Genomic DNA, 20,950 nt, shown 5'->3' with positions numbered 1-20,950 from the left:
ACGTCAGCGACAAAAGAGCCCCGCGTGCGGGGCTCTTTTTCGACTCAGTCAAAAGTCGTGTAAGACATTGAGTCCATTCTGCCTTTGCATCAGGTGCTTACCCGGTCGGAAACAGGGTTGACTGGTGCAGCGAAGCGAAAACTACTCGTTACTGGCATCAACTTGCGCTGTTCTAGCTTAGCGATATGCTACGCCTAAGGCTCACGGGACGGGCCTTCCAGGGGAGAGGGAATGTATCTAGAAAAGCTGTTGATGCGCAATTACCGTTCATTCAATGAAATCGAGATCCCACTTTGCGAGGGTCTGACGGTCTTTGTTGGTGAGAATAACGGCGGCAAAAGCAACGCGATTGACGGCATCCGCCTGCTTACACCACCGCTGAGTGGTCGTCGTGAGATCTACTGTGAGCCGTCAGATGTGCGCTTTGGTAGTGCGGAGCGATGCTTTGACATCGAAGGCCGTTTTACCGGACTCAGCCCGGGACAGAAGGGACGCCTGATCACCGCCGCGACTGACCCACACATTTCGGGTTGTTCCTTTGGGTTGCGGTATGAGGAAAGGGGCGATCGCATTCCAGGTCGCGCTCAGTTCTGGGCGGGGCAGCATCGTGGTGTAGCGGAGCAGGGGGCTCACGAGATGGTGAGGCATGTTTACCTGCCTCCGCTGCGGGATGCAAAGCGCGCCTTGGCGTCCGGCAACTCCACGCGCATTTATAGCCTGCTCAAGCACTTCCTTGGTGAGATGAGCCCCGACCAGTTGGCGACGACGCTCCAAAGGAAGACCAATGCCGATGTGCTCGACAGGGTTGGTGCAGCAGTTGGGGTCAGCCTGGGAGCTCTGACAGGTGGGGTCCGCCAGCAAGGTGCTTCGCTAGGTTTTGCTAGTGATGAAAAGCTCCTCGACATTGCTCGTGACCTAAGATTCAGAATGGCCGATCACGATATCGAGCCGGAGGATCTCCGCTATTCGGGCCATGGATATGCCAACTTGCTCTACATGGCAACCATCGCCATTGAGCTCGAGAAAGTGAGCGAGGCAGATCTCACGATATTCCTCGTTGAGGAGCCAGAGGCACATTTGCATCCTCAGTTGCAGGCCGCAGTTCTAAGCTTTCTCGATGATCAGACGCAGAAGTCGCGAGAGCGTGCTCTGCTTGCTGGAACCGCTTGTGCCGGAGAGCTGCAAGTTGTGGTGGCAACGCACTCCCCTAATCTTTCCGCGTGGGTTGATAGCGCCAAGCTTGTATTTTTCCGCTCGGCCAGCCCTAAGGGTCGAGTCAGCGGCAAACAAGAGATTGATGTTGATGAGCCTGAGGCTTCGCTTGCGGGCGTTCCCGCAGAGGTTCTAAGTGACATTGAGCCCAGCCCGGTTCTCCCCGCATCGCGCCCCCGTCGCCATAGTCAGGTCATACCATTGGCGAGCATCTCGCTTGACGCAGTTGAGCGCCGCAAGGTGGATCGTTACCTTGACGTGACAAAGTCCGCCATGCTCTTTGGTGGGCGCGTGCTTTTGGTTGAAGGCATTGCAGAAGCGCTCCTTCTGCCAGTGATTGCCAAGAAGTTTGTGCTGAAAGATCAGCCTGACAAGCTCAGGCTGTTTCGCTCAGCTGTTTTTGTCCCAATTGACGGCGTAGATTTTCAGCCCTACGTCAAGCTTCTGCTCTCGCGATACGCAGGTGCTTGCATAGCTGATCGGGTCGTTGTCATCACGGATGGCGATAGAGGTGAGGCTCAAGGCCAATCTTTGACGCCTGGCCAAGCACGTAGAGACGAGCTCTACAAGACTGCTGCGTTCCTTAAAAGTAGAGATCTTCTTGATGTAGAGATCAATGACTATTCCTTTGAACCTGCGTTGCTTGAAGCAGAAAACGGCGAGCTGATGGCAAAAATATATTGCCAACTTCACCCGCGCTCTGCGGAGAAGTGGGATGCCGCTATGAAACTGGTTGGCGCTGAACGATCATTGGCTATCCAGGCTATCTTCAAGGACGTTCGAAAGGGCGAATATGCCCATGCACTTGCTGAGGCGCTGCGCAAAGATGGACAGGTGTTCAATGTCCCTAAATACCTGGCAAGCGCGATCACGCAGCTGACCTCATGAGAAACGCTTTAAAGTTCCTGATTAGCCCTGACCATCAGCCGCCTGTCGCAGGATCTGCGCCGCGCTGGGTGGATGCTGCTGTCACCTGAAGCCAACGAGGTGGCGTGATGAGTATCAATGCCGTGCAGTTCCAAGCGGGATTGTCGATGCCTGAGTTCTTCGCGTCCTACGGCACCGAAGCCAAGTGCTATCGCGCGCTTTACAAGTGGCGCTGGCCGCAAGGCTTTCGTTGCCCTGTTTGTGCCGGACGCGTGCGCTCGCGTTTCAAGCGGGGTGCTGCGATCTACTACCAATGCAGCGCGTGCCGGCATCAGACCAGCCTGATTGCAGGCACGATGTTCGAAGGCACCAAGCTGCCGCTGCGCACCTGGATGCTGGCGTTGCACCTGCTGACCTCGACCAAAACCAACATGGCCGCGCTGGAGTTGATGCGGCATCTGGGCGTCAACTACAAGACGGCCTGGCGGATGAAACACAAGATCATGCAGGTTATGGCCGAGCGCGAATCCATGCGGAAACTGGCGGGTTTCGTGCAGATCGACGATGCCTATCTCGGCGGCGAGCGTAACGGTGGCAAGGCCGGACGCGGATCGGAGAACAAACAAGCGTTCCTGATTGCGGTGCAGACCGATGCCACCTTCACCGCGCCGCGCTTTGTGGTGATCGAGCCGGTGCGCAGCTTCGACAACACCTCGCTGCAGGACTGGATTGCCCGTCGCTTGGCGCCCGAATGCGAGGTCTACACCGATGGGCTGGCCTGCTTCCGCCGGCTAGAAGACGCCGGCCACGCGCACACCACGCTGGACACTGGCGGTGGTCGTGCCGCGACCGAAACGGCCGGTGCACGTTGGCTCAACGTGGTGCTGGGCAATCTCAAACGCGCCATCAGTGGCGTGTATCACGCCATCGCGCAAGGCAAATACGCAAGGCGTTACCTGGGAGAAGCGGCCTATCGTTTTAATCGTCGATTCCGCTTGCGCGAGATGCTGCCACGACTTGCCACGGCCATGATGCAATCCACACCATGCCCAGAGCCGGTTTTACGTGCAGCGAGCAATTTTCATGGCTGAGAGTCGGGGCTAATCAGGACGCGCGATCAAATTGCCCTGGCGTGTAAGCGGGTAGGGAAAGTGGAGGGCCAAACTGCTCTATAGCTGAAAAGCGAGCGGGGACAGAGGGCGGATCAACGTAGTGCTTCAAGCCTGGCGGAAGCGTCAGCTCGTGGCCGGTGATTTGTTGGGAAATCGGAAGCGAGATGCCGTGCTCATTGACCAGCGAGTTGGACAAGGTGTGCCGGAAGCAATGAAAGCTTTTGAGCCGTTGGGTTAACCCTCGCTTGATCGCATAGGCCCGGAACTGATCACCCAGCGCGTCGCCGTAGCCATTTTCGGCGTTGTAGGGCAAATGCGGGAACAGCCGATCAAAGCCTGCGCGCTTGACCTCATCCACATAGACCAAAAATCCTGCATCGATCAGAGATGTGGGCAGGGGCACAAAGCGGGAAGAGTGGGGGTTCTTCAAGCGCTGGTCGGGCTTGGCTGCTCTGAAATGCACGCCCCAAAAGTTGCCGACCTTGCCGATGTCCTCAACATAGAGCTGAGCGACCTCATTGACCCGAGCACCGGTCGCAAATCCCAACAGCGTGCCAAACCATCGGTGCGGATACTTTTTGGCCCAAGACGTGAATGCATTCAGCTCAAGCAGCGCTTCGAGCTCAACCTGGCTAAACGGATCACGACTCGGCTCATCGGTGAGCGACTTGGCACGATTGAGGATGGCTTTGTGAGGCGCCTTGCTGATCAGATCTTCGTTAGCCAAGGCGTTGAAGAAGGAGGCAATACGATCCCGATGCTTTTCCTTGGTGCGCATGCTCAGCAGTTCATGACCACCTTGCCGCGCCTTGCTCAGGATTTCGACAGGGGTGAGGTCGGCGAAAACTGCCTTCTTGGTGGCATTGCTGGGGTAGTGCTCAAGCGCATCCAGGAACTTTCGGACATCATCGGTCTTGTAGTCCTCGACCGGTTTGTCGCCGACAAGCGCCACAAAAAGACCCAGGCTGTGCTCGGTATCAAGCACGTTTTTCGCGCTTCGCCCCACGCGCCGCATTTCACTGATGTGGATGGTGGCGCGCTCTGACAGCAGCGGTCCGGCGCTCTTCACAGAAGCCAGTTGCTGGAGAGGGAGGTGTTTCAGTGCGTCCAGCAGCCGAGCATGATCCTCAGCGCCGTTGGCAGAGAGCTCCACGCCACCGACCTTGATGGTGTAGGGGCGGGCTTCGTTCCCTTGCAACGCGGCCAGCGCCTGGCTCAGCAAATCGTCCCGCATGCCCGCTCCCTGCCGCATCTGACCGAATGCTTCCGAGAGTGCCACAGCAGTTCGTGCCACGGCCAGACGGGCAGCATCACCAAGGGACAAGCGAACGGGACGGACAAGGTAGCGCGAGCCAATGAGGGCTTGCAGGTCCGTCGGGACGAAGAAGCGCACATAGAGCCCAGCGGGGCGGCGCAAAAAATAAGGCTTCGGCACGGGGTTTGATACCTCGTTTGATACCTAACGCAGGCTCAAACTGAACATCAAACCCCGGACCGAACCTTCGCGAAATCAAGCACTTACTGCTCTTTTCCGCAATCAGATGGTGGAGGTGGGCGGAATCGAACCGCCGTCCGGAAGCACTCCATCCCCGGCACTACATGCTTATCCCTCCGTTAGATCTCGTCCCCAGGCAGCACGGCGGGCAAAGCGCACCTGAGAACCAGCCTGCTTGATCTAACCGGCAGCTGACAGGCAGCCACTACCGGCGGTTCCGTGATAATGACCCTACATCTACGAGCACGGGCACAAGTAGTTTCGGGGGTTCGCCTTAGGCGGCTGTAGAACTACAACTAAAGCCAATTAAGCGGCGATAGCGAAGTCCGAACCGTAGTTGTCGTCGTTGGCAACTAAAAGTTTGCTGCTGGATTAACGAGGAAAGCTGCCCCCTCGGCATGCGCCAAGCGACTTCGCGACCCCCGTCGAAACCAGTGCACCCCCGGGGAAAGCATGAAACGCTGACCTGGTCAGTGTAGGGATCGGCGCGCCCTGTCACAAGTGGTGCGATCTTCAGCGCTTACAGTGGCTTCAGTCCGGACCAGACGGAAAAGTCTGTAAGCGAAGGAGCGAAGCGATGGCGACAGGCAAGCCCCCACGTTCACGGCCCGCGCGTGCGACACCGGGCAAGACCAGCAAGCCCGTCTCCCGGCAGCGTGCCAAGGCAGCGCAGGCGGATGCGGAGGAGGCCACCACCACCCGCGTGCAGGGCAAGGCGCGCACGGTGATCTACATCCACGGCATCGGCAACAAGCCGCCGGCCGACGTGCTGCGTTGCCAGTGGGACAAGGCCTTGTTCGGGCGGCCAATGGGCGAGCGCACGCGGATGGCCTACTGGGTCAACCGCGAACGCTATCCGGTGCCCGAGCCAGGCAGTTGCGACAGCCGCGATGTCGGGCCGGCGCTGAACCAGAGCGTGCAACGGGCGTTGAGCACCCTGGGTCTGGTGCCGGGCGCGCAAGACCTGCATCTGCTGGCCGACGCGTTGGCCAAGAACGCACAGCAACGCGCGGATCTGCATCGCCTGCTGGACGAATTGGAGGGCGCCAGCGCGCCGGGCAGCGTGCTGGCCAAGGGGCCGATCGATGCCATCAACCGGGTGTTGCTGCGGCTGATCTCCGCCGCGCTGCTGCAGGATGTGCATGACCTGTTCTTCGTGCCCGAACGCGCGGCGCTGATGCGCGAGAGCCTGTCCCAGCGGTTGCGTGCCGGTGGCGGACCGTTCGTGGTGGTCGCGCACAGCCAGGGGTCGATGATCGCATACGACGTGCTGCGGCAACTGCAGGCAGCGGAGTGCGAGGTGACGCTATTTTTGAGCGTGGGGTCGCCGCTGGGGTTGCCGCAGGTGCGCAGCATGTTCAAGCGCTGGACCGGCGCCCGCAAGTTGCCGTTTCCCGATTGCGTGCAGCGCTGGGTCAATGTGGCCGACACCCGCGACCCGATCGCGTTGAACCCCGACCTTCCCGACGACATCAGCAATGCCAAGGGGCGCTTCGAAAATCTGGCCGCCGCGCGCCTGAATCCGGATTGGCAGGACAACCCGCATTCGGGCTCGGGGTACCTGTCGGTTCCGCAGGTGCGCGCAGCGGTGCGTCAGGCGGTCGGCGTCGGTTTCGATCAGCCGGTGTCCAACGCGGTGCTGATCAAGGATCTCAGCGAGCAGCTCGAGGCGCATGGTGCGGAGTATCGGCATGAAGTGTTGATCGAGCTGGATCGGCGAGTGCTGGGCATGGACCCGGACGGCGTGCGCGCCCAGTTGCTGAGCCAGTTGCGGCAGGTCGCCGCGCACAGCACCGGATTGAAGGGCGAGGCGCTGGACGAGGCGATCGAGCTGGAGGATGGTTTGCAGCGTTTCCTCTCCGCACGGCTGACGCGCTACGAGATCGAGTCGCTGCAGAGCCGTTACCGCGCACTGGGCTTTCGCCGGGTCTGGCGCGATGCCGGCAAGCGTGCGCTGATCCATGTCTCCGGCAATGTGCTGCACGCCGATGCGGCGCGCACCGCGTACCGCGCACGCGGGCAACGGATCGGTTGGGCAGTGCTGGACACCGGCATCGCGGCCAGCCATCCGCATTTCTACGTCAAGGGCCAGCGCGACAACGTGGTGGCGCAGTGGGATTGCACGCGGCGCGGCGCGCCCCGACAGCTCACGCGTGCGGATGGACAGGCGTTTGCCAGGCTCGATCGGCATGGGCACGGCACCCACATCGCCGGCATCATCGCCGGCCACTGCCACGCCTCGATTCCCGACGCGCAAGGCAATTCCGGCAGCCCGTTGGAATTTGTCGGCATGGCGCCGGACACCCGTCTGTACGGCTTCAAGGTGCTCGACGATGCCGGAAACGGCCGCGATTCGTGGATGATCAAGGCGGTGCAGCATGTGGCCGCGATCAACGAACGCGCCGGCGACCTGGTGATTCACGGGGTCAACCTGAGCCTGGGCGGCTGCTTCGACCCGGAGAGCTACGGCTGCGGCTTCACGCCGCTGTGCAACGAGTTACGCCGGCTCTGGCGGCAGGGAGTGCTTGTGGTGGTGGCGGCCGGCAACGAGGGGCTGACCTGGCTGATGCAGAACGACGGCGGTGCGTATCCGGCCAATATGGATCTGTCGATCAGCGACCCGGGCAATCTCGAAGAAGCGATCGTGGTCGGCTCGGTGCACAAGAGCAGCCCGCACAACTACGGGGTGTCGTATTTTTCGTCGCGCGGGCCGACCGCCGATGGTCGCGGCAAGCCCGACGTGGTGGCGCCGGGCGAAAAGATCGTCTCGGCCTACTACGACTTCGACCCGAAGGATCCTGCCAGCCTGATGGTGGAAATGAGCGGCACCAGCATGGCCGCGCCGCACGTCTCCGGCGTACTGGCCGGCTTTCTGTCGGCACGCCACGAGTTCATCGGTTTCCCTGACCGGGTCAAGCAACTGATGCTCGACACCTGCACCGATCTGCAACGCGACCGCTATGTGCAGGGCAGGGGAGTGCCGAATTTGATGCGCATGCTTGGAGCGACGTGATTCGGGAGTCGGGAGTCGGGAGTCGGGATTCGCGAAAGCAGCGAGGCCGTGCCTTGCATTGGTACGCAAGCGGATCGCAAGCCAGCCATGTGCCAGTTCATGCACAACCGCTGTAACGAATCCCCAATCCCAAAGCCCGAATCCCCGCCCCTCACGCATCGCGGTTATGCCGCCGCATCACGCGCTGCTTGTCGCGCTGCCAGTCGCGGTCCTTGGCGGCGTCGCGCTTGTCGTGGTTCTGCTTGCCCTTGGCCAGGGCGATTTCCAGCTTGACCTTGTTGCTGCTCCAGTACAGTGCGGTGGGCACCAGGGTGTAGCCCTCGCGCTCGACCCGGGTGAGCACCTTGTCGATCTCGTTCCGGTGCAGCAGCAGCTTGCGGTCGCGGCGTTCCACCGGCACGGTGTGGGTGGAGGCCTGGATCAGCGGGGTGATCTGCGCGCCGATCAGGTAGATCTCGCCGGAGCGGACATACGCGTAGCCGTCGACGATGTTGGCGCGGCCGGCGCGGATCGCCTTGACCTCCCAGCCCTGCAGCGCCAGACCGGCCTCGTAGCGTTCTTCCAGGTGGTATTCGTGGCGCGCACGCTTGTTCAGCGCGATGGTTTTCGTGGCCTTCGCGCCGTTTGCTTTATCCTTGGATGGTTTCTTGCTCATGACGCCATTGTCGCCGATTCGGCGTCGTCAAACGATCTTCCGTCTTTCACAAGTTAGCGAATGCCTACCATCCGTCGCAGCGCCTTGGTCGAACACAGCGCCTCCCGCATGTTCGATCTGGTCAATGATGTCGCCGCCTATCCGCGCCGCTTCGGCTGGTGCGATGCCGCCCATGTGCTCGAGCAGGATCAGGCGCACATCGTGGCGCGGCTGGATCTGGGGCTGGGCACATTCCGCACCTGGTTCACCACCGAGAACATCCTCGAACGCCCCGAACGCATTGCAATGCACCTGCGCGACGGCCCATTCAAGCGTCTGGAAGGCCTGTGGGAATTCCAGGCGCTGGGCGAAAACGCCTGCAAGGTGAGCCTCACCCTGGACGTGGAGACCAGTTCCCGCCTGCTGGGGCCGGCCCTGGCGCTTGGTTTCCAGGGCCTGGCCGAGCGCATGGTCAACGATTTCGTGCGGGTCGCCGATCGCGGCGAGGTGTGAAGTGACGGTACGGGTCGAGGTGGTGCTGGCCTGGCCGGACCGCTACAGCGCGGTGCAGCTGACCCTGCCCGAGGGCGCAACGGTGGCCGATGCGGTGGAGGCGTCTGGTCTTGCTCGGGAACAAGCGCTCGCTGCGCTGGCCATCCACGGGCAGGTAACGCCGCCGGAGCGGGCCTTGCGCGACGGCGACCGGGTGGAATTGCTCAGGCCGCTGCTGTTGGATCCAAAGGAAGCGCGCCGCCGGCGGGCCGGACCGGGCAAGAAGGGCGACCGTAGCGCCTGAGAGCGCTCGGCGCCGTGGCGTGGCTTGCAACGGCGGACAACCGCCCGATTGGTCAGGCTATGCCTACCGATCGCGCCCCGCAAAGGCGCTGAGATCGTTCATCCAATTCGAATCGTTGCGGTCAGGGGCGTGCCCCGACTGGGCGGCTCAACGGCCGCGCTGCTTCTTCTTGTCGCGCGCCAGATTGCGGCCGAACTGCTTGGGTGCCGACTTGGCCAACTGCTCGTCCTGGGACGGGAAATAATCGCCTTCCCACCGTGCCACCTGGTCGTTCTCGAAGAACACGGTGAAATTCTTGATCTCGGTCCGCGCCAGACGGTCCACGCGTTGGGTGGAGGTGTAGTCCCAGCGCTGGGCATGGAACGGGTCGGGGATCGACGGGGTACCCAGCAATGCACTGACCTGCTGCTTGCTCTGGCCTACCTGCAGTTGCTCCACGGCGTTCTGCTTGATCAGATTGCCCTGGTAGATCGGCTGCTTGTAGATGATGCCGCAGCCAGCGGTGGACAGAGCAACGGCGGCGACCAGCAGGAGATTGCGCATCGGGGAGTAAGTGCTGAGGAAATCACGCCGATGATACACTCCCACCGGTCGCCGCGACCCGTTTGAAGGCAGCTGGCGCTAAATCGCCAATGAACGGAGAACGTATGGAAACCCACGACCTGCGCAAAGTCGGGCTAAAGGTGACCCATCCGCGGATGCGGATCCTGGAACTGCTGGAACAAAAGAGCAACCAGCATCACCTCAGCGCAGAAGACATCTATCGCCAGCTGCTCGATCACGGCGACGAGATCGGGCTGGCCACGGTGTACCGCGTGCTGACCCAGTTCGAGGCTGCCGGCCTGGTGCTCAAGCACAATTTCGAAGGCGGCCAGGCTGTGTACGAGCTGGACCGCGGCGGTCACCACGACCATATGGTCGATGTGGACACCGGCCACGTCATCGAGTTCGAAAGCGAAGAGATCGAAGCATTGCAGCGCCAGATCGCCGCCAAGCACGGCTACGAGCTGGAAGAGCATTCGCTGGTGCTCTACGTGCGCAAGAAGCGCCAGCGCTGAGCGCGCTGCGCGACTGCCGTGAATGAATGACGAGGCGGCTTCGGCCGCCTTGTGCATTTCGAGGCATGTTGTCCGGCTTGATGCCGGGCACTGCTGGCCCCCATCCGCCCTTCGGGCACCTTCCCCCGCAGGCGGGGGAAGGGAGCGGTGGGTGGTCAGTTGCAGGGTAATCGAGAGATCACGTGCCGCCAGGCATCGCTTCCCCCGCAGGCGGGGGAAGGGAGCGGTGGGTGGTCAGTTGCAGGGTAATCGAGAGATCACGCGCAGCCAGGCATCGCTTCCCCCGCAGGCGGGGGAAGGGAGCGGTGGGTGGTCAGTTGCAGGGTAATCGAGAGATCACGTGCAGCCAGGCACCGCTTCCCCCGGCTGGCGGGGGAAGGGAGCGGTGGGTGGTCAGTTGCAGGGTAATCGAGAGATCACGTGCAGCCAGGCATCGCTTCCCCCGCAGGCGGGGGAAGGGAGCAGTGGGTGGTCAGTTGCAGGGTAATCGAGAGATCACGCGCAGCCAGGCATCGCTTCTCCCGCTGGCGGGGGAAAGGAGCCTTGTCAGCCGGGAAGGGAGCTTCGTCGGCGGGGAGGGAACGGAGCTTCTGAATCTGCGAGCTGCTCGCTGCAGTCAGGCGCTCTGCAGCAGCTTGCGCGCCGCCGCGCGGGCTTCCTTGCTGACTTCCACGCCGCCCAGCATGCGTGCCAGCTCTTCCTGACGGGCCTGCGGGCCGAGCAGTTCGACCGCGCTCTGGGTCATGCCGTCCACCGGCGCCTTGCTGACCCGGTAGTGCGCGTGGCCCTTGGCCGCGACCTGCGGCAGGTGGGTCACGCACAGCACCTGGCGTTCCTCGCCCAGCGCGCGCAGTTTCTGCCCGACGATATCGGCCACCGCGCCGCCGATGCCCGAATCCACTTCGTCGAAGACCATGGTCGGCACGCTGTCCAGGCCGAGCGCGGCCACTTCGATCGCCAGCGAAATGCGCGACAACTCGCCACCCGAGGCGACCCTGCGCAGCGCGCGCGGCGGTTGGCCGGCATTGGCGGCGACCAGGAATTCCACCCGCTCGGCGCCGTTCGGGTCCGGACGCAGGGTGTCCTGGGGTTGCAGCTGGATCAGGAATTGGCCGCCGCCCATGCCCAGCTCGCCGATCAGCGTGGTGGTGGCGTCCGACAAGGCCTGCGCCGCGCTCTGGCGGCTGGCACTGAGCACGCCGGCCGCGGCCTGCCAGACACCGGTGGCGGTGTCGATATGCTTGTCCAGCTGCTGCAGGCGCTCGTCGGCGCCACGCAGGCTCTCGACCTCGGCGCTCAGCTGGTCGCGGTGGGCCGCCAGCTCGTCCGGGGCCACGCGGTGCTTGCGGGCCAGGTCGTGCAGGCGGCCGAGACGGCGCTCCATCGCTTCGAACTGGGTGGGGTCGGCATCCAGGTCGTCGCGCACGCGGTCGAGCAGGGCCAGCGCTTCCTCGATCTGGATCACGGCGCTGTCCAGCAGCGCGTCCACCTCGCCCAGGCGCGGTTCGTGCTCGGCCACGCGGGACAGGTCGTGGCGGCTGTCCTGCAACAACCCCAGTGCCGACGCACCGTCATCGCCGTTGAGCTGCTGGGCCACGCTGTCGCAGGCGCCGATCAGCGCGGTGGCATGGGCCTGGCGACGGTGGTTGATGTCCAGCGCGGCAATCGCGGCCGGGTCCAGGTCTTCGCGTTCCAGCTCGGCCAGCTGGTGTTCCAGAAAGCCGATCCGGTCGGAGACATCGCCCTGCGCCGACAGCGCATCGCGCTCGTCCAGCAGCGCCTGCCAGCGCTGGCTGGCCTGGCGCACCTGCTCGCGCTGGGCGCTGTTGCGGGCATAGGCGTCGAGCAGGGCGAGCTGGCTGTGGCGGGCCATCAGCGCCTGGTGTTCGTGCTGGCCGTGAATTTCCACCAGCCGCGCCGCGAGCTCGGCCAGTTGCGAGGAGGTGACCGGGCGGCCGTTGATCCAGGCGCGCGAGCCGCCATCGGCGCGGATGATCCGGCGCAGCTGGCATTGGGCGTCGTCGTCGAGCTCGTTGTCGGCTAGCCAGGCCAGGCCGGGGTGCTCGGCCGGCAACTGGAATTCGGCCGACAGCTCGGCGCGGTCGGCGCCATGGCGCACCACGCCGCTGTCGGCACGCAGGCCGGACAGGAAGCCCAGCGCGTCCACCATCAGCGACTTGCCGGCGCCGGTTTCGCCCGACACCACGGTCATGCCCGGCCCGAATTCCAGTTCGGTGGCGCGGACGACGGCGAAATCCTTGATCGAGAGGTGTCTGAGCATGAGGGTCGAGAGTGAATGCGTTGGGGAAGCTTAGGGCCTGATGGTGCGGGCAGGGAGTCGGACGCTTGCCATCCCCGGGGCCAGACATTATCTATGCCCAGTCTCACCGGATGATCCCATGCGCGCGTCCCAGTCCCCAATGCTCGACCCCCGCGCCCGCCACTTGCTGCGCACGCTGATTGCGCGCTACATCCGCGACGGCGAGCCGGTCGGGTCCAGGACCCTGGCCCAGCATGCCGGACTGGACGTGAGCCCGGCCACCATCCGGAATATTTTGGCCGATCTGGAAGACGTGGGGCTGCTCAGCTCCCCGCACACCTCGGCCGGGCGGGTGCCCACCGCGCATGGCTACCGGGTGTTCGTCGACAGCCTGGTGCAGATGCAGCCACCCGGCGAGGAAGAAGTGCGCCGGCTGCGCGCGGAGCTGGCCAGCGGCAACGGCACCCAGTCGCTGCTGGGCAGCGCCTCGCAGATGCTGTCGGCGATGAGCCATTTCGTCGGGGTGGTCAGCGCCCCGCGGCGCGAGCAGTTCGCGTTCCGGCATATCGACTTCGTGTCCCTGGACGCGCGGCGGGTGCTGGCGATCCTGGTGTTTGCCGACAACGAGGTGCAGAACCGGGTGATCGAGCCGCGCCGCGCCTACGAGCCGGCCGAGCTGGAGCGGGTGGCCAATTACCTCAATGCGCAGTTCGCCGGGCGCGCGCTGGCGGACATCCGCGCCAGCCTGCTGCGCGAGTTGCGCATGGCCAAGAACGAGATGGAGCAGCTGCTGGCGCACAGCGTGGACCTGGCCAGCGAGGCGCTGGTGCCGGCGGAGACCGACGACATGGTGATGGCCGGGCAGACCCGGCTGATGGGGGTGCAGGACCTGTCGGACCTGGACCGCTTGCGCGAGCTGTTCGAGGCCTTCGCCAGCAAGCGCGAGATCCTGCAGCTGCTCGAACGCACCATCCAGGCCCCGGGCGTACGCATCTTCATCGGCGAGGAGACCGGCATGGTGTCGCTGGAAGACGTCTCGCTGGTCACCGCATCGTATACCGCCAACGGCCAAGTGCTGGGGGTGCTGGGGGTGATCGGGCCCAAACGCATGGCCTACGACCGGGTGATTCCGCTGGTGCAGACCGCCGCCCAGGTGCTGGGTGCGGCCATGGAGCCGCCCGGGGCGCGATAACCGCGCTCGATCACGGCGATGGGTTTTCGCTTGAAACGCGCGCGGGCGCCCATATACGGGGTGACGTTGGGGCGGGCGTTCCGCTTGCCCGGGAACTGCAAATGACTCAAGACCACCCCGAATTCGACTCCGAAGACCTGTCCCAGAACCCACCCGAGACCGATCCGCTCAAGGCCGAGATCGAGTCGCTGCGCAGCGAGATCGCCCTGGTAAAGGCCGACGCCCTGCGTGAGCGCGCCGACCTGGAAAACCAGCGCAAGCGGATCGCGCGCGACGTGGAAAACGCCCGCAAGTTCGCCAACGAGAAGCTGCTGGGCGAGTTGCTGCCGGTGTTCGACAGCCTGGATGCCGGGCTGACCGCGGCCGGCAGCCAACCCAGCCCGCTGCGCGATGGCCTGGACATGACCTACAAGCAATTGCTCAAGGTCGCCGCCGACAACGGCCTGACCCTGCTCGACCCGGTCGGCCAGCCCTTCAATCCGGACCAGCACCAAGCGATCAGCCAGGGCGAGGCCGAAGGCATCGCGCCCGGCCACGTGGTGCAGGTGTTCCAGAAGGGCTACCTGCTCAACGAGCGTCTGCTGCGCCCGGCCCTGGTGGTCGTGGCCAAGCACGACTGACCGATCGCGCCGGCTGAACTGCCAGGCGCACGGATGAAACACAGATGCGCACGGGTGGCTTGAACACCTGCGCGCCACCCCCACATCTCAGCCAGACCCGGCGTCGCCGGACACAGCTAAAGACTCATCAGGAGCGTATCCATGGGCAAGATCATTGGTATTGACCTCGGCACCACGAATTCGTGCGTGGCGATCATGGACGGCGGCAAGGCCCGCGTCATCGAAAATTCCGAGGGCGACCGCACCACGCCTTCCATCGTCGCCTACACCAAGGACGGCGAAGTGCTGGTCGGTGCCTCGGCCAAGCGCCAGGCGGTGACCAACCCGAAGAACACCTTTTATGCGGTGAAGCGCCTGATCGGCCGCAAGTTCACCGACGGCGAAGTGCAGAAGGACATTTCGCACGTGCCGTACGGCATCCTGGCGCACGACAACGGCGATGCCTGGGTGCAGACCAGCGATTCCAAGCGCATGGCGCCGCAGGAAATCTCCGCGCGCGTGCTGGAAAAGATGAAGAAGACCGCCGAAGACTTCCTCGGCGAGAAGGTCACCGAAGCGGTGATCACGGTGCCGGCGTACTTCAACGACAGCCAGCGCCAGGCCACCAAGGACGCCGGCCGCATCGCCGGTCTGGACGTCAAGCGCATCATCAACGAGCCGACCGCCGCAGCCCTGGCCTATGGCCTGGACAAGAACGGCGGCGACCGCAAGATCGCCGTGTACGACCTGGGCGGCGGCACCTTCGACGTGTCGATCATCGAGATCGCCGAAGTCGATGGCGAGAAGCAGTTCGAAGTGCTGGCCACCAACGGCGACACCTTCCTGGGCGGCGAAGACTTCGACAACCGCGTCATCGAGTATCTGGTCGATGAGTTCAACAAGGACCAGGGCATCGACCTGCGCAAGGATCCGCTCGCGCTGCAGCGCCTGAAGGACGCCGCCGAACGCGCCAAGATCGAGCTGTCGTCCACCCAGCAGACCGAAGTGAACCTGCCGTACGTCACTGCCGATGCCTCGGGCCCGAAGCACCTCAACATCAAATTGACCCGTGCCAAGCTCGAAGCGCTGGTGGAAGACCTGGTCAAGAAGTCGATCGAGCCGTGCCGCACCGCATTGAACGATGCAGGCCTGCGTGCCAGCGACATCAACGAGGTGATCCTGGTCGGCGGTCAGACCCGCATGCCGAAGGTGCAGCAGGCGGTTGCCGATTTCTTCGGCAAGGAACCGCGCAAGGACGTCAACCCGGACGAGGCGGTGGCCGTTGGCGCTGCGATCCAGGGCGGCGTGCTGGCCGGCGACGTCAAGGACGTGCTGCTGCTGGACGTGACCCCGCTGTCGCTGGGTATCGAAACCATGGGCGGCGTGTTCACCAAGATCATCGAAAAGAACACCACCATTCCGACCAAGGCCTCGCAGACCTTCTCCACCGCCGAAGACAATCAGTCGGCTGTGACCGTGCACGTGTTGCAAGGTGAGCGCGAGCAGGCCCGCTTCAACAAGTCGCTGGCCAAGTTCGACCTGTCCGGCATCGAGCCGGCGCCGCGCGGCATGCCGCAGGTGGAAGTGTCCTTCGACATCGACGCCAACGGCATCCTGCATGTGTCGGCCAAGGACAAGAAGACCAACAAGGAACAGAAGGTTGAGATCAAGGCCGGTTCGGGTCTGTCGGATGAAGAGATCCAGCGCATGGTCGCCGACGCGGAAGCCAACCGCGAGGAAGACAAGAAGTTCCAGGAACTGGTGCAGACCCGCAACCAGGCCGATGGCCTGATCCACGCCACCCGCACCGCGATCACCGAGCATGGCAGCAAGGTCGGTGGCGATGTGATCGGCAAGGTGGAAGCGGCGCTGGCCGACCTGGAAACCGCCATGAAGGGCGACGACAAAGCGCAGATCGAAGCACGCAGCAAGACCCTGGAAGACGCCGGCCAGTCGCTGTATGCCGCGGCCGCCGCGGCAGAGCAGGGCGGCAACGCCGATGCGGCCAGCGGCAACGCACAGGCCTCCAAGGCTGCCGACGACGTGGTGGACGCCGAGTTCACCGAGGTCAAGGACGACAAGAAGTAAGTCGTGATTTGGGATTCGGGATTGGGGATTGGCGAGCTCTAAAGCTTGTGGATCTCCATCCCGGTATCCTTTACGCGTCGCGTCGCCAGGGCGGACCAGCACACGCTGTCCGCTTTTGCGTTTCAACGAATCTCAAATCACGAATTCCGAATCCCCGCTTATGAGCAAACGCGATTATTACGAAGTGCTGGGCGTTGCCCGCGGCGCCAGCGACGAGGAGCTGAAGAAGGCGTATCGGCGCTGTGCGATGAAGCACCACCCGGATCGCAATCCGGGCGACGCGGCCGCCGAAGCGGCCTTCAAGGAATGCAAGGAAGCCTATGAAGTGCTGTCCGACGGCAACAAGCGGCGCGCCTACGACGCGCACGGCCATGCGGCGTTCGAGCACGGCATGGGCGGTGGCGGTGGGTCGGGCGGCCCGGACATGGGCGATATCTTTGGCGATATCTTCGGCAACATTTTTGGCGGCGGCGCCGCAGGTCCGCGCGCTGCGCGACGTGGTGCCGACGTCGGTTACGTACTGGAACTGGATCTGGAAGAAGCCGTTGCCGGCATCGAGCGACGCATCGCGATTCCGACCCTGATCGAATGCGCGCCCTGCCACGGCAGCGGCTCGGAAGACGGAAAGGTCGAGACCTGCGGCACCTGTCAGGGGCGCGGCCAGGTGCGCATCCAGCGCGGTATCTTCGCCATGCAGCAGAGCTGCCCGCATTGCGACGGCCGCGGCACGCTGATCCAGAACCCGTGCAAGACCTGCCACGGCGCCGGTCGCGTGGAAGAAGACAAGGTGCTGTCGATCAAGGTGCCGGCCGGCGTGGATACTGGCGACCGGATTCGTCTGGCAGGTGAAGGCGAGGCCGGCCCGGCCGGCACCCCGCCGGGCGACCTGTATGTGGAAGTGCGCGTGCGCGAGCATGCGATCTTTCAGCGCGACGGCGACGATCTGCATTGCGAAGTGCCGATCCGCATTTCGCAGGCGGCGCTCGGCGATACCGTGCGTGTTGCGACACTGGGCGGCGAGGCGGAAATCCGCATCCCGGCCGAAACCCAGACCGGCAAGCTGTTCCGTCTGCGCGGCAAGGGTGTGCGCTCGGTGCGCAGCCGCAGCGAAGGCGACCTGTATTGCCGCGTGGTGGTGGAAACCCCGGTCAATCTCACCGCCGATCAGCGCGAGCTGCTGCAGCAGTTCGAGGCGACGTTCACTGGTGAGGATGCGCGCAAGCATTCGCCCAAGTCGGCCACCTTCATCGATGGCGTCAAGGGGTTCTGGGATCGGATGACGTCCTGATCCAGCGTGCTGATGCAACGATGGCCTGGCCTGCGATTTGCTGCGCGTCGGGCCACTTTTTGCCCGTTGCTGTGGATGCCGACAAAGTTGGAGAAGTCGGCGGGCATCACGGTCGTGCCTCGCTGCGTCAGTGGCAGGTTGGAAATGGTCCGGGCATGTGTCCTCTTAGCCTGCCTGGCGATGTCAGCAGGCAGCGAGTCCAGTTCCACGCGCTGCACGCCATCGATGAACAACTTGGCCTTGAGGGCGGACTCGGGGATGGCGCCGCCGACACGGTGTGCCTCGGCGAGGTAGGCCAGCAGGCTGCGCAGCGCTTCGCGCATGATCACTGCCGAATCGGAGCCACGAATCGGAGCCGGCGTAGGTGTAGACGCGTCCACGAGTGGCATACGGGACGATCTGGGCGCTCTGGACCGTAACATTGTCGGTCAACGGGCGCACGTCACCGCTGGTGAGGATCGCCGCGACCTGGTCCACCAATGCCTGGGGAGCCGTGCCGTCGCCGGTGCGCGATCGGACGGTGACCAGTACTTGCCCGGGTGCGGGGCTGGTGGCACTGGCGTCCATGACATCGGCCGCCGCGCTGAGCGCGTGATAGATGTAGATGTAGGCGCCTCCGGGGCCGGCCACGCTGAAGCGCTCTGGCGCCAGCTGGATCCGGCGGCGGAAGTCCACGTCCGACTCGTAGGTCGGTGCAAGGCCGGTTTCTATTTGTCCCGGATCCAGCACCAGACGCGCTACGCCGAACAGTGCGCCCAACTGGTCAAGATTGGTGCCGATGGCAAAAGCCAGCATGGTTTGCTGCGCCTTGTCATTTGCGCGGTGGCGAATCAGCAGCTCGCGAGCCGCAAACAGCTGCAGGATCTTGTAGACAGGATCGGCTTCTGTGAGCGCCGAAAATTCCGGCATCAGGCGACGAAACTGGACAAGCGCCTCGGCGAAGATCGTCTCGAAGTCCAGCGCCTCAATCAGGTCTGGAGCCTTGAGCTTAGATAAGTCAACAGCGGTAAAGGAGGCCATCAGCTATGCGCTCGGAGTAGCGCTCAAGGATCCTCCTACAGTTCTAGCTAAAGTGTTCGCATTCCGCGTAAAAAAGATTTTTATAAAAATCTGAGAATAGGCACCCGCTTGTGCCGTACTAAACTGCAAAAAAAGCCGCACTTTTAGAGTGCGGCTCAATGAGTTTGGAAGCTCCGATCAGCGTGGGGTTTGAAAGGCTTTACGGCTCGTGCGTGGGTGGTCCAACAATCACGACACCGCCACCGGGTGGCGTAGGGGGGGGGCTGGGCTTGTGCCGCCATTATTTCCACCCCTACCGCCTCTAATTAATGTTCCGTCATCCGGTTTTTGCGTGCCGGGCACTGGGATAACGCAAACGGTTGAGCCCACGCATGCAACCGTCGCATTTTCACTGGATCCGTCAGAATAAATCACAGTGAAAGTTGAGCCTCGGGGCAAAGCCGTAGATCCGTGCACTGTCCTGTAAGCACCCCAAGGCCCGAACATCGCCGCTATCCGAAGTTCCGACATGTCCAAGACGGTGACACCTTGAGCCGCTGGGACATTGTTATATGGGGCATCGCCTGCGCGAATGGTAACCGCTCCAGCCGCAAGCGGTAGAATTAAAATCATTAATGCAATAAATGATCGGCAGCTTTTAAAAAATTCTTTCTCTGCATTTCCATATAAATTCCTTTTATTTTTCTGCATTAATCAATGATCGGATTCTTTCAGTCTCTTTATCAAGCGCTTTCAATTGCCCGGGTGGGACAAGGTTCTTCCTGATTAGCCCCGACTCTCAGCCATGAAAATTGCTCGCTGCACGTAAAACCGGCTCTGGGCATGGTGTGGATTGCATCATGGCCGTGGCAAGTCGTGGCAGCATCTCGCGCAAGCGGAATCGACGATTAAAACGATAGGCCGCTTCTCCCAGGTAACGCCTTGCGTATTTGCCTTGCGCGATGGCGTGATACACGCCACTGATGGCGCGTTTGAGATTGCCCAGCACCACGTTGAGCCAACGTGCACCGGCCGTTTCGGTCGCGGCACGACCACCGCCAGTGTCCAGCGTGGTGTGCGCGTGGCCGGCGTCTTCTAGCCGGCGGAAGCAGGCCAGCCCATCGGTGTAGACCTCGCATTCGGGCGCCAAGCGACGGGCAATCCAGTCCTGCAGCGAGGTGTTGTCGAAGCTGCGCACCGGCTCGATCACCACAAAGCGCGGCGCGGTGAAGGTGGCATCGGTCTGCACCGCAATCAGGAACGCTTGTTTGTTCTCCGATCCGCGTCCGGCCTTGCCACCGTTACGCTCGCCGCCGAGATAGGCATCGTCGATCTGCACGAAACCCGCCAGTTTCCGCATGGATTCGCGCTCGGCCATAACCTGCATGATCTTGTGTTTCATCCGCCAGGCCGTCTTGTAGTTGACGCCCAGATGCCGCATCAACTCCAGCGCGGCCATGTTGGTTTTGGTCGAGGTCAGCAGGTGCAACGCCAGCATCCAGGTGCGCAGCGGCAGCTTGGTGCCTTCGAACATCGTGCCTGCAATCAGGCTGGTCTGATGCCGGCACGCGCTGCATTGGTAGTAGATCGCAGCACCCCGCTTGAAACGCGAGCGCACGCGTCCGGCACAAACAGGGCAACGAAAGCCTTGCGGCCAGCGCCACTTGTAAAGCGCGCGATAGCACTTGGCTTCGGTGCCGTAGGACGCGAAGAACTCAGGCATCGACAATCCCGCTTGGAACTGCACGGCATTGATACTCATCACGCCACCTCGTTGGCTTCAGGTGACAGCAGCATCCACCCAGCGCGGCGCAGATCCTGCGACAGGCGGCTGATGGTCAGGGCTAATCAGGAGGTTCTTTCTTACAAGATCCTCGTAAGAGGATGAGTTGCAAACACCATAACTTATGCATGCCATATCTAGCCGATAAGACCCCGGTCCACAATCGGCACCCATTCGACAGCCCGCCAAAGCCCAAGCGTATTCTGAGTAGTTGCCGGAACCTGTGGGGGCATATGAACCAAGCTCTATCGAAGCAGAGGGGTTGGATAAAACGTCATCGACCGAGAAAATTGCCTCGGGATCCTTGCTTCTTATTGCTTTGGCAATCAAGAATCGATATTCATCTGAAGTACTTGACGTTTGAGAGGCAACCTTTAGTTGCGCAATCAAGTCTCCACGATTCGCAGCCTCAGCATACCAAAGCTTAATTGCATCCAAGGGTATTGCTTCTCCGACGTCCCCCCATCCTGAGTAGCAGTCGGGTTTAGAGTCCGGGGTTGATGATATCGCTGTTGGCCAGGTGCTGGGCATAGGCCGTCGGCGTCATTCCGCCG

The 20,950-nt window shown here is 62.7% G+C and carries 15 protein-coding genes, 1 other RNA gene and 2 pseudogenes; 10 read left to right on the top strand and 8 right to left on the bottom strand.

Annotated elements, in window-relative coordinates; translation table 11 throughout:
* Positions 1-231: 231 nt before the first annotated feature.
* Positions 232-2,100: an ATP-dependent nuclease gene (locus tag XCSCFBP4642_RS0118015; protein ID WP_029221010.1), complete on the top strand. Its 1,869-nt coding sequence runs from the start codon at positions 232-234 to the stop codon at positions 2,098-2,100.
* 107 nt (positions 2,101-2,207) lie between these two features.
* Positions 2,208-3,170, top strand: a complete 963-nt coding sequence (locus tag XCSCFBP4642_RS0118010; RefSeq protein WP_006448937.1) for an IS1595 family transposase — start codon at positions 2,208-2,210, stop codon at positions 3,168-3,170.
* A gap of 19 nt (positions 3,171-3,189) precedes the next feature.
* On the opposite strand, the pseudogene XCSCFBP4642_RS0118005 reads toward XCSCFBP4642_RS0118010, so the two are convergent.
* Together XCSCFBP4642_RS0118005 and ssrA are read right to left on the bottom strand one after the other, a co-directional pair.
* A pseudogene (locus tag XCSCFBP4642_RS0118005) lies at positions 3,190-4,425 on the bottom strand (site-specific integrase); the annotation flags it as partial.
* A gap of 308 nt (positions 4,426-4,733) precedes the next feature.
* Positions 4,734-5,130: a transfer-messenger RNA gene (gene ssrA, locus XCSCFBP4642_RS27550) on the bottom strand.
* A gap of 133 nt (positions 5,131-5,263) precedes the next feature.
* Here ssrA and XCSCFBP4642_RS0118000 point away from each other — a divergent pair.
* Positions 5,264-7,699, top strand: coding sequence for a S8 family peptidase (locus XCSCFBP4642_RS0118000; RefSeq protein ID WP_029221008.1), 2,436 nt, complete (start codon positions 5,264-5,266; stop codon positions 7,697-7,699).
* A 151-nt stretch (positions 7,700-7,850) separates the two neighbouring features.
* Here XCSCFBP4642_RS0118000 and smpB read toward each other — a convergent pair whose 3' ends face one another.
* Positions 7,851-8,354 (bottom strand): SsrA-binding protein SmpB, encoded by a 504-nt coding sequence (gene smpB, locus XCSCFBP4642_RS0117995; protein ID WP_029221007.1) that lies wholly within the window; start codon positions 8,352-8,354, stop codon positions 7,851-7,853.
* A gap of 60 nt (positions 8,355-8,414) precedes the next feature.
* Here smpB and XCSCFBP4642_RS0117990 point away from each other — a divergent pair, with 60 nt between their 5' ends.
* Complete coding sequence (locus tag XCSCFBP4642_RS0117990) at positions 8,415-8,846, top strand: type II toxin-antitoxin system RatA family toxin (RefSeq protein ID WP_029221006.1); 432 nt, start codon at positions 8,415-8,417, stop codon at positions 8,844-8,846.
* Between the two features lies 1 nt (position 8,847).
* Positions 8,848-9,129 carry an RnfH family protein gene (locus XCSCFBP4642_RS0117985; protein ID WP_029221005.1) on the top strand — a complete coding sequence of 94 codons (282 nt, stop codon included), beginning with the start codon at positions 8,848-8,850 and terminating at the stop codon, positions 9,127-9,129.
* 147 nt (positions 9,130-9,276) lie between these two features.
* Here XCSCFBP4642_RS0117985 and XCSCFBP4642_RS0117980 read toward each other — a convergent pair whose 3' ends face one another.
* Positions 9,277-9,672 carry an outer membrane protein assembly factor BamE gene (locus XCSCFBP4642_RS0117980; protein ID WP_029221004.1) on the bottom strand — a complete coding sequence of 132 codons (396 nt, stop codon included), beginning with the start codon at positions 9,670-9,672 and terminating at the stop codon, positions 9,277-9,279.
* Positions 9,673-9,776: 104 nt separating this feature from the next.
* Between XCSCFBP4642_RS0117980 and fur the strand changes: the two genes are divergently transcribed.
* The gene (gene fur / locus XCSCFBP4642_RS0117975; RefSeq protein WP_029221003.1) at positions 9,777-10,187 is read left to right on the top strand and encodes a ferric iron uptake transcriptional regulator; all 411 of its coding nucleotides are present in this window, start codon (positions 9,777-9,779) and stop codon (positions 10,185-10,187) included.
* A gap of 616 nt (positions 10,188-10,803) precedes the next feature.
* Here fur and recN read toward each other — a convergent pair.
* Positions 10,804-12,468, bottom strand: coding sequence for a DNA repair protein RecN (gene recN / locus XCSCFBP4642_RS0117970; protein WP_029221002.1), 1,665 nt, complete (start codon positions 12,466-12,468; stop codon positions 10,804-10,806).
* Positions 12,469-12,607: 139 nt separating this feature from the next.
* On the opposite strand from recN, the gene hrcA reads away from it, so the two are divergent.
* The 4 genes from hrcA to dnaJ all read left to right on the top strand — a co-directional run bounded on the left by hrcA (position 12,608) and on the right by dnaJ (position 17,614).
* Positions 12,608-13,639: a heat-inducible transcriptional repressor HrcA gene (gene hrcA / locus XCSCFBP4642_RS0117965; RefSeq protein ID WP_029221001.1), complete on the top strand. Its 1,032-nt coding sequence runs from the start codon at positions 12,608-12,610 to the stop codon at positions 13,637-13,639.
* Between the two features lie 101 nt (positions 13,640-13,740).
* The gene (gene grpE / locus XCSCFBP4642_RS0117960; protein ID WP_029221000.1) at positions 13,741-14,259 is read left to right on the top strand and encodes a nucleotide exchange factor GrpE; all 519 of its coding nucleotides are present in this window, start codon (positions 13,741-13,743) and stop codon (positions 14,257-14,259) included.
* Between the two features lie 141 nt (positions 14,260-14,400).
* Entirely contained in the window at positions 14,401-16,326 is a 1,926-nt protein-coding gene (gene dnaK, locus XCSCFBP4642_RS0117955) for a molecular chaperone DnaK (RefSeq protein WP_029220999.1), read from the top strand.
* A gap of 160 nt (positions 16,327-16,486) precedes the next feature.
* Complete coding sequence (dnaJ, locus tag XCSCFBP4642_RS0117950) at positions 16,487-17,614, top strand: molecular chaperone DnaJ (protein WP_029220998.1); 1,128 nt, start codon at positions 16,487-16,489, stop codon at positions 17,612-17,614.
* A gap of 116 nt (positions 17,615-17,730) precedes the next feature.
* Here dnaJ and XCSCFBP4642_RS25220 read toward each other — a convergent pair.
* The 3 genes and pseudogenes from XCSCFBP4642_RS25220 to XCSCFBP4642_RS29275 form a co-directional block, all read right to left on the bottom strand.
* Positions 17,731-18,634 (bottom strand): annotated as a pseudogene (locus XCSCFBP4642_RS25220) (baseplate assembly protein); the annotation flags it as partial.
* Between the two features lie 778 nt (positions 18,635-19,412).
* Positions 19,413-20,375: an IS1595 family transposase gene (locus tag XCSCFBP4642_RS0117940; RefSeq protein WP_006448937.1), complete on the bottom strand. Its 963-nt coding sequence runs from the start codon at positions 20,373-20,375 to the stop codon at positions 19,413-19,415.
* A gap of 18 nt (positions 20,376-20,393) precedes the next feature.
* A complete protein-coding gene (locus XCSCFBP4642_RS29275; protein ID WP_160170389.1) occupies positions 20,394-20,834 on the bottom strand; it encodes a hypothetical protein in 441 nt (146 codons plus the stop codon).
* Positions 20,835-20,950: the final 116 nt, after the last annotated feature.

This window comes from Xanthomonas cassavae CFBP 4642 (assembly GCF_000454545.1).
GTDB lineage: Bacteria > Pseudomonadota > Gammaproteobacteria > Xanthomonadales > Xanthomonadaceae > Xanthomonas > Xanthomonas cassavae.
This window is presented reverse-complemented; position numbering and strand designations above follow the sequence as displayed.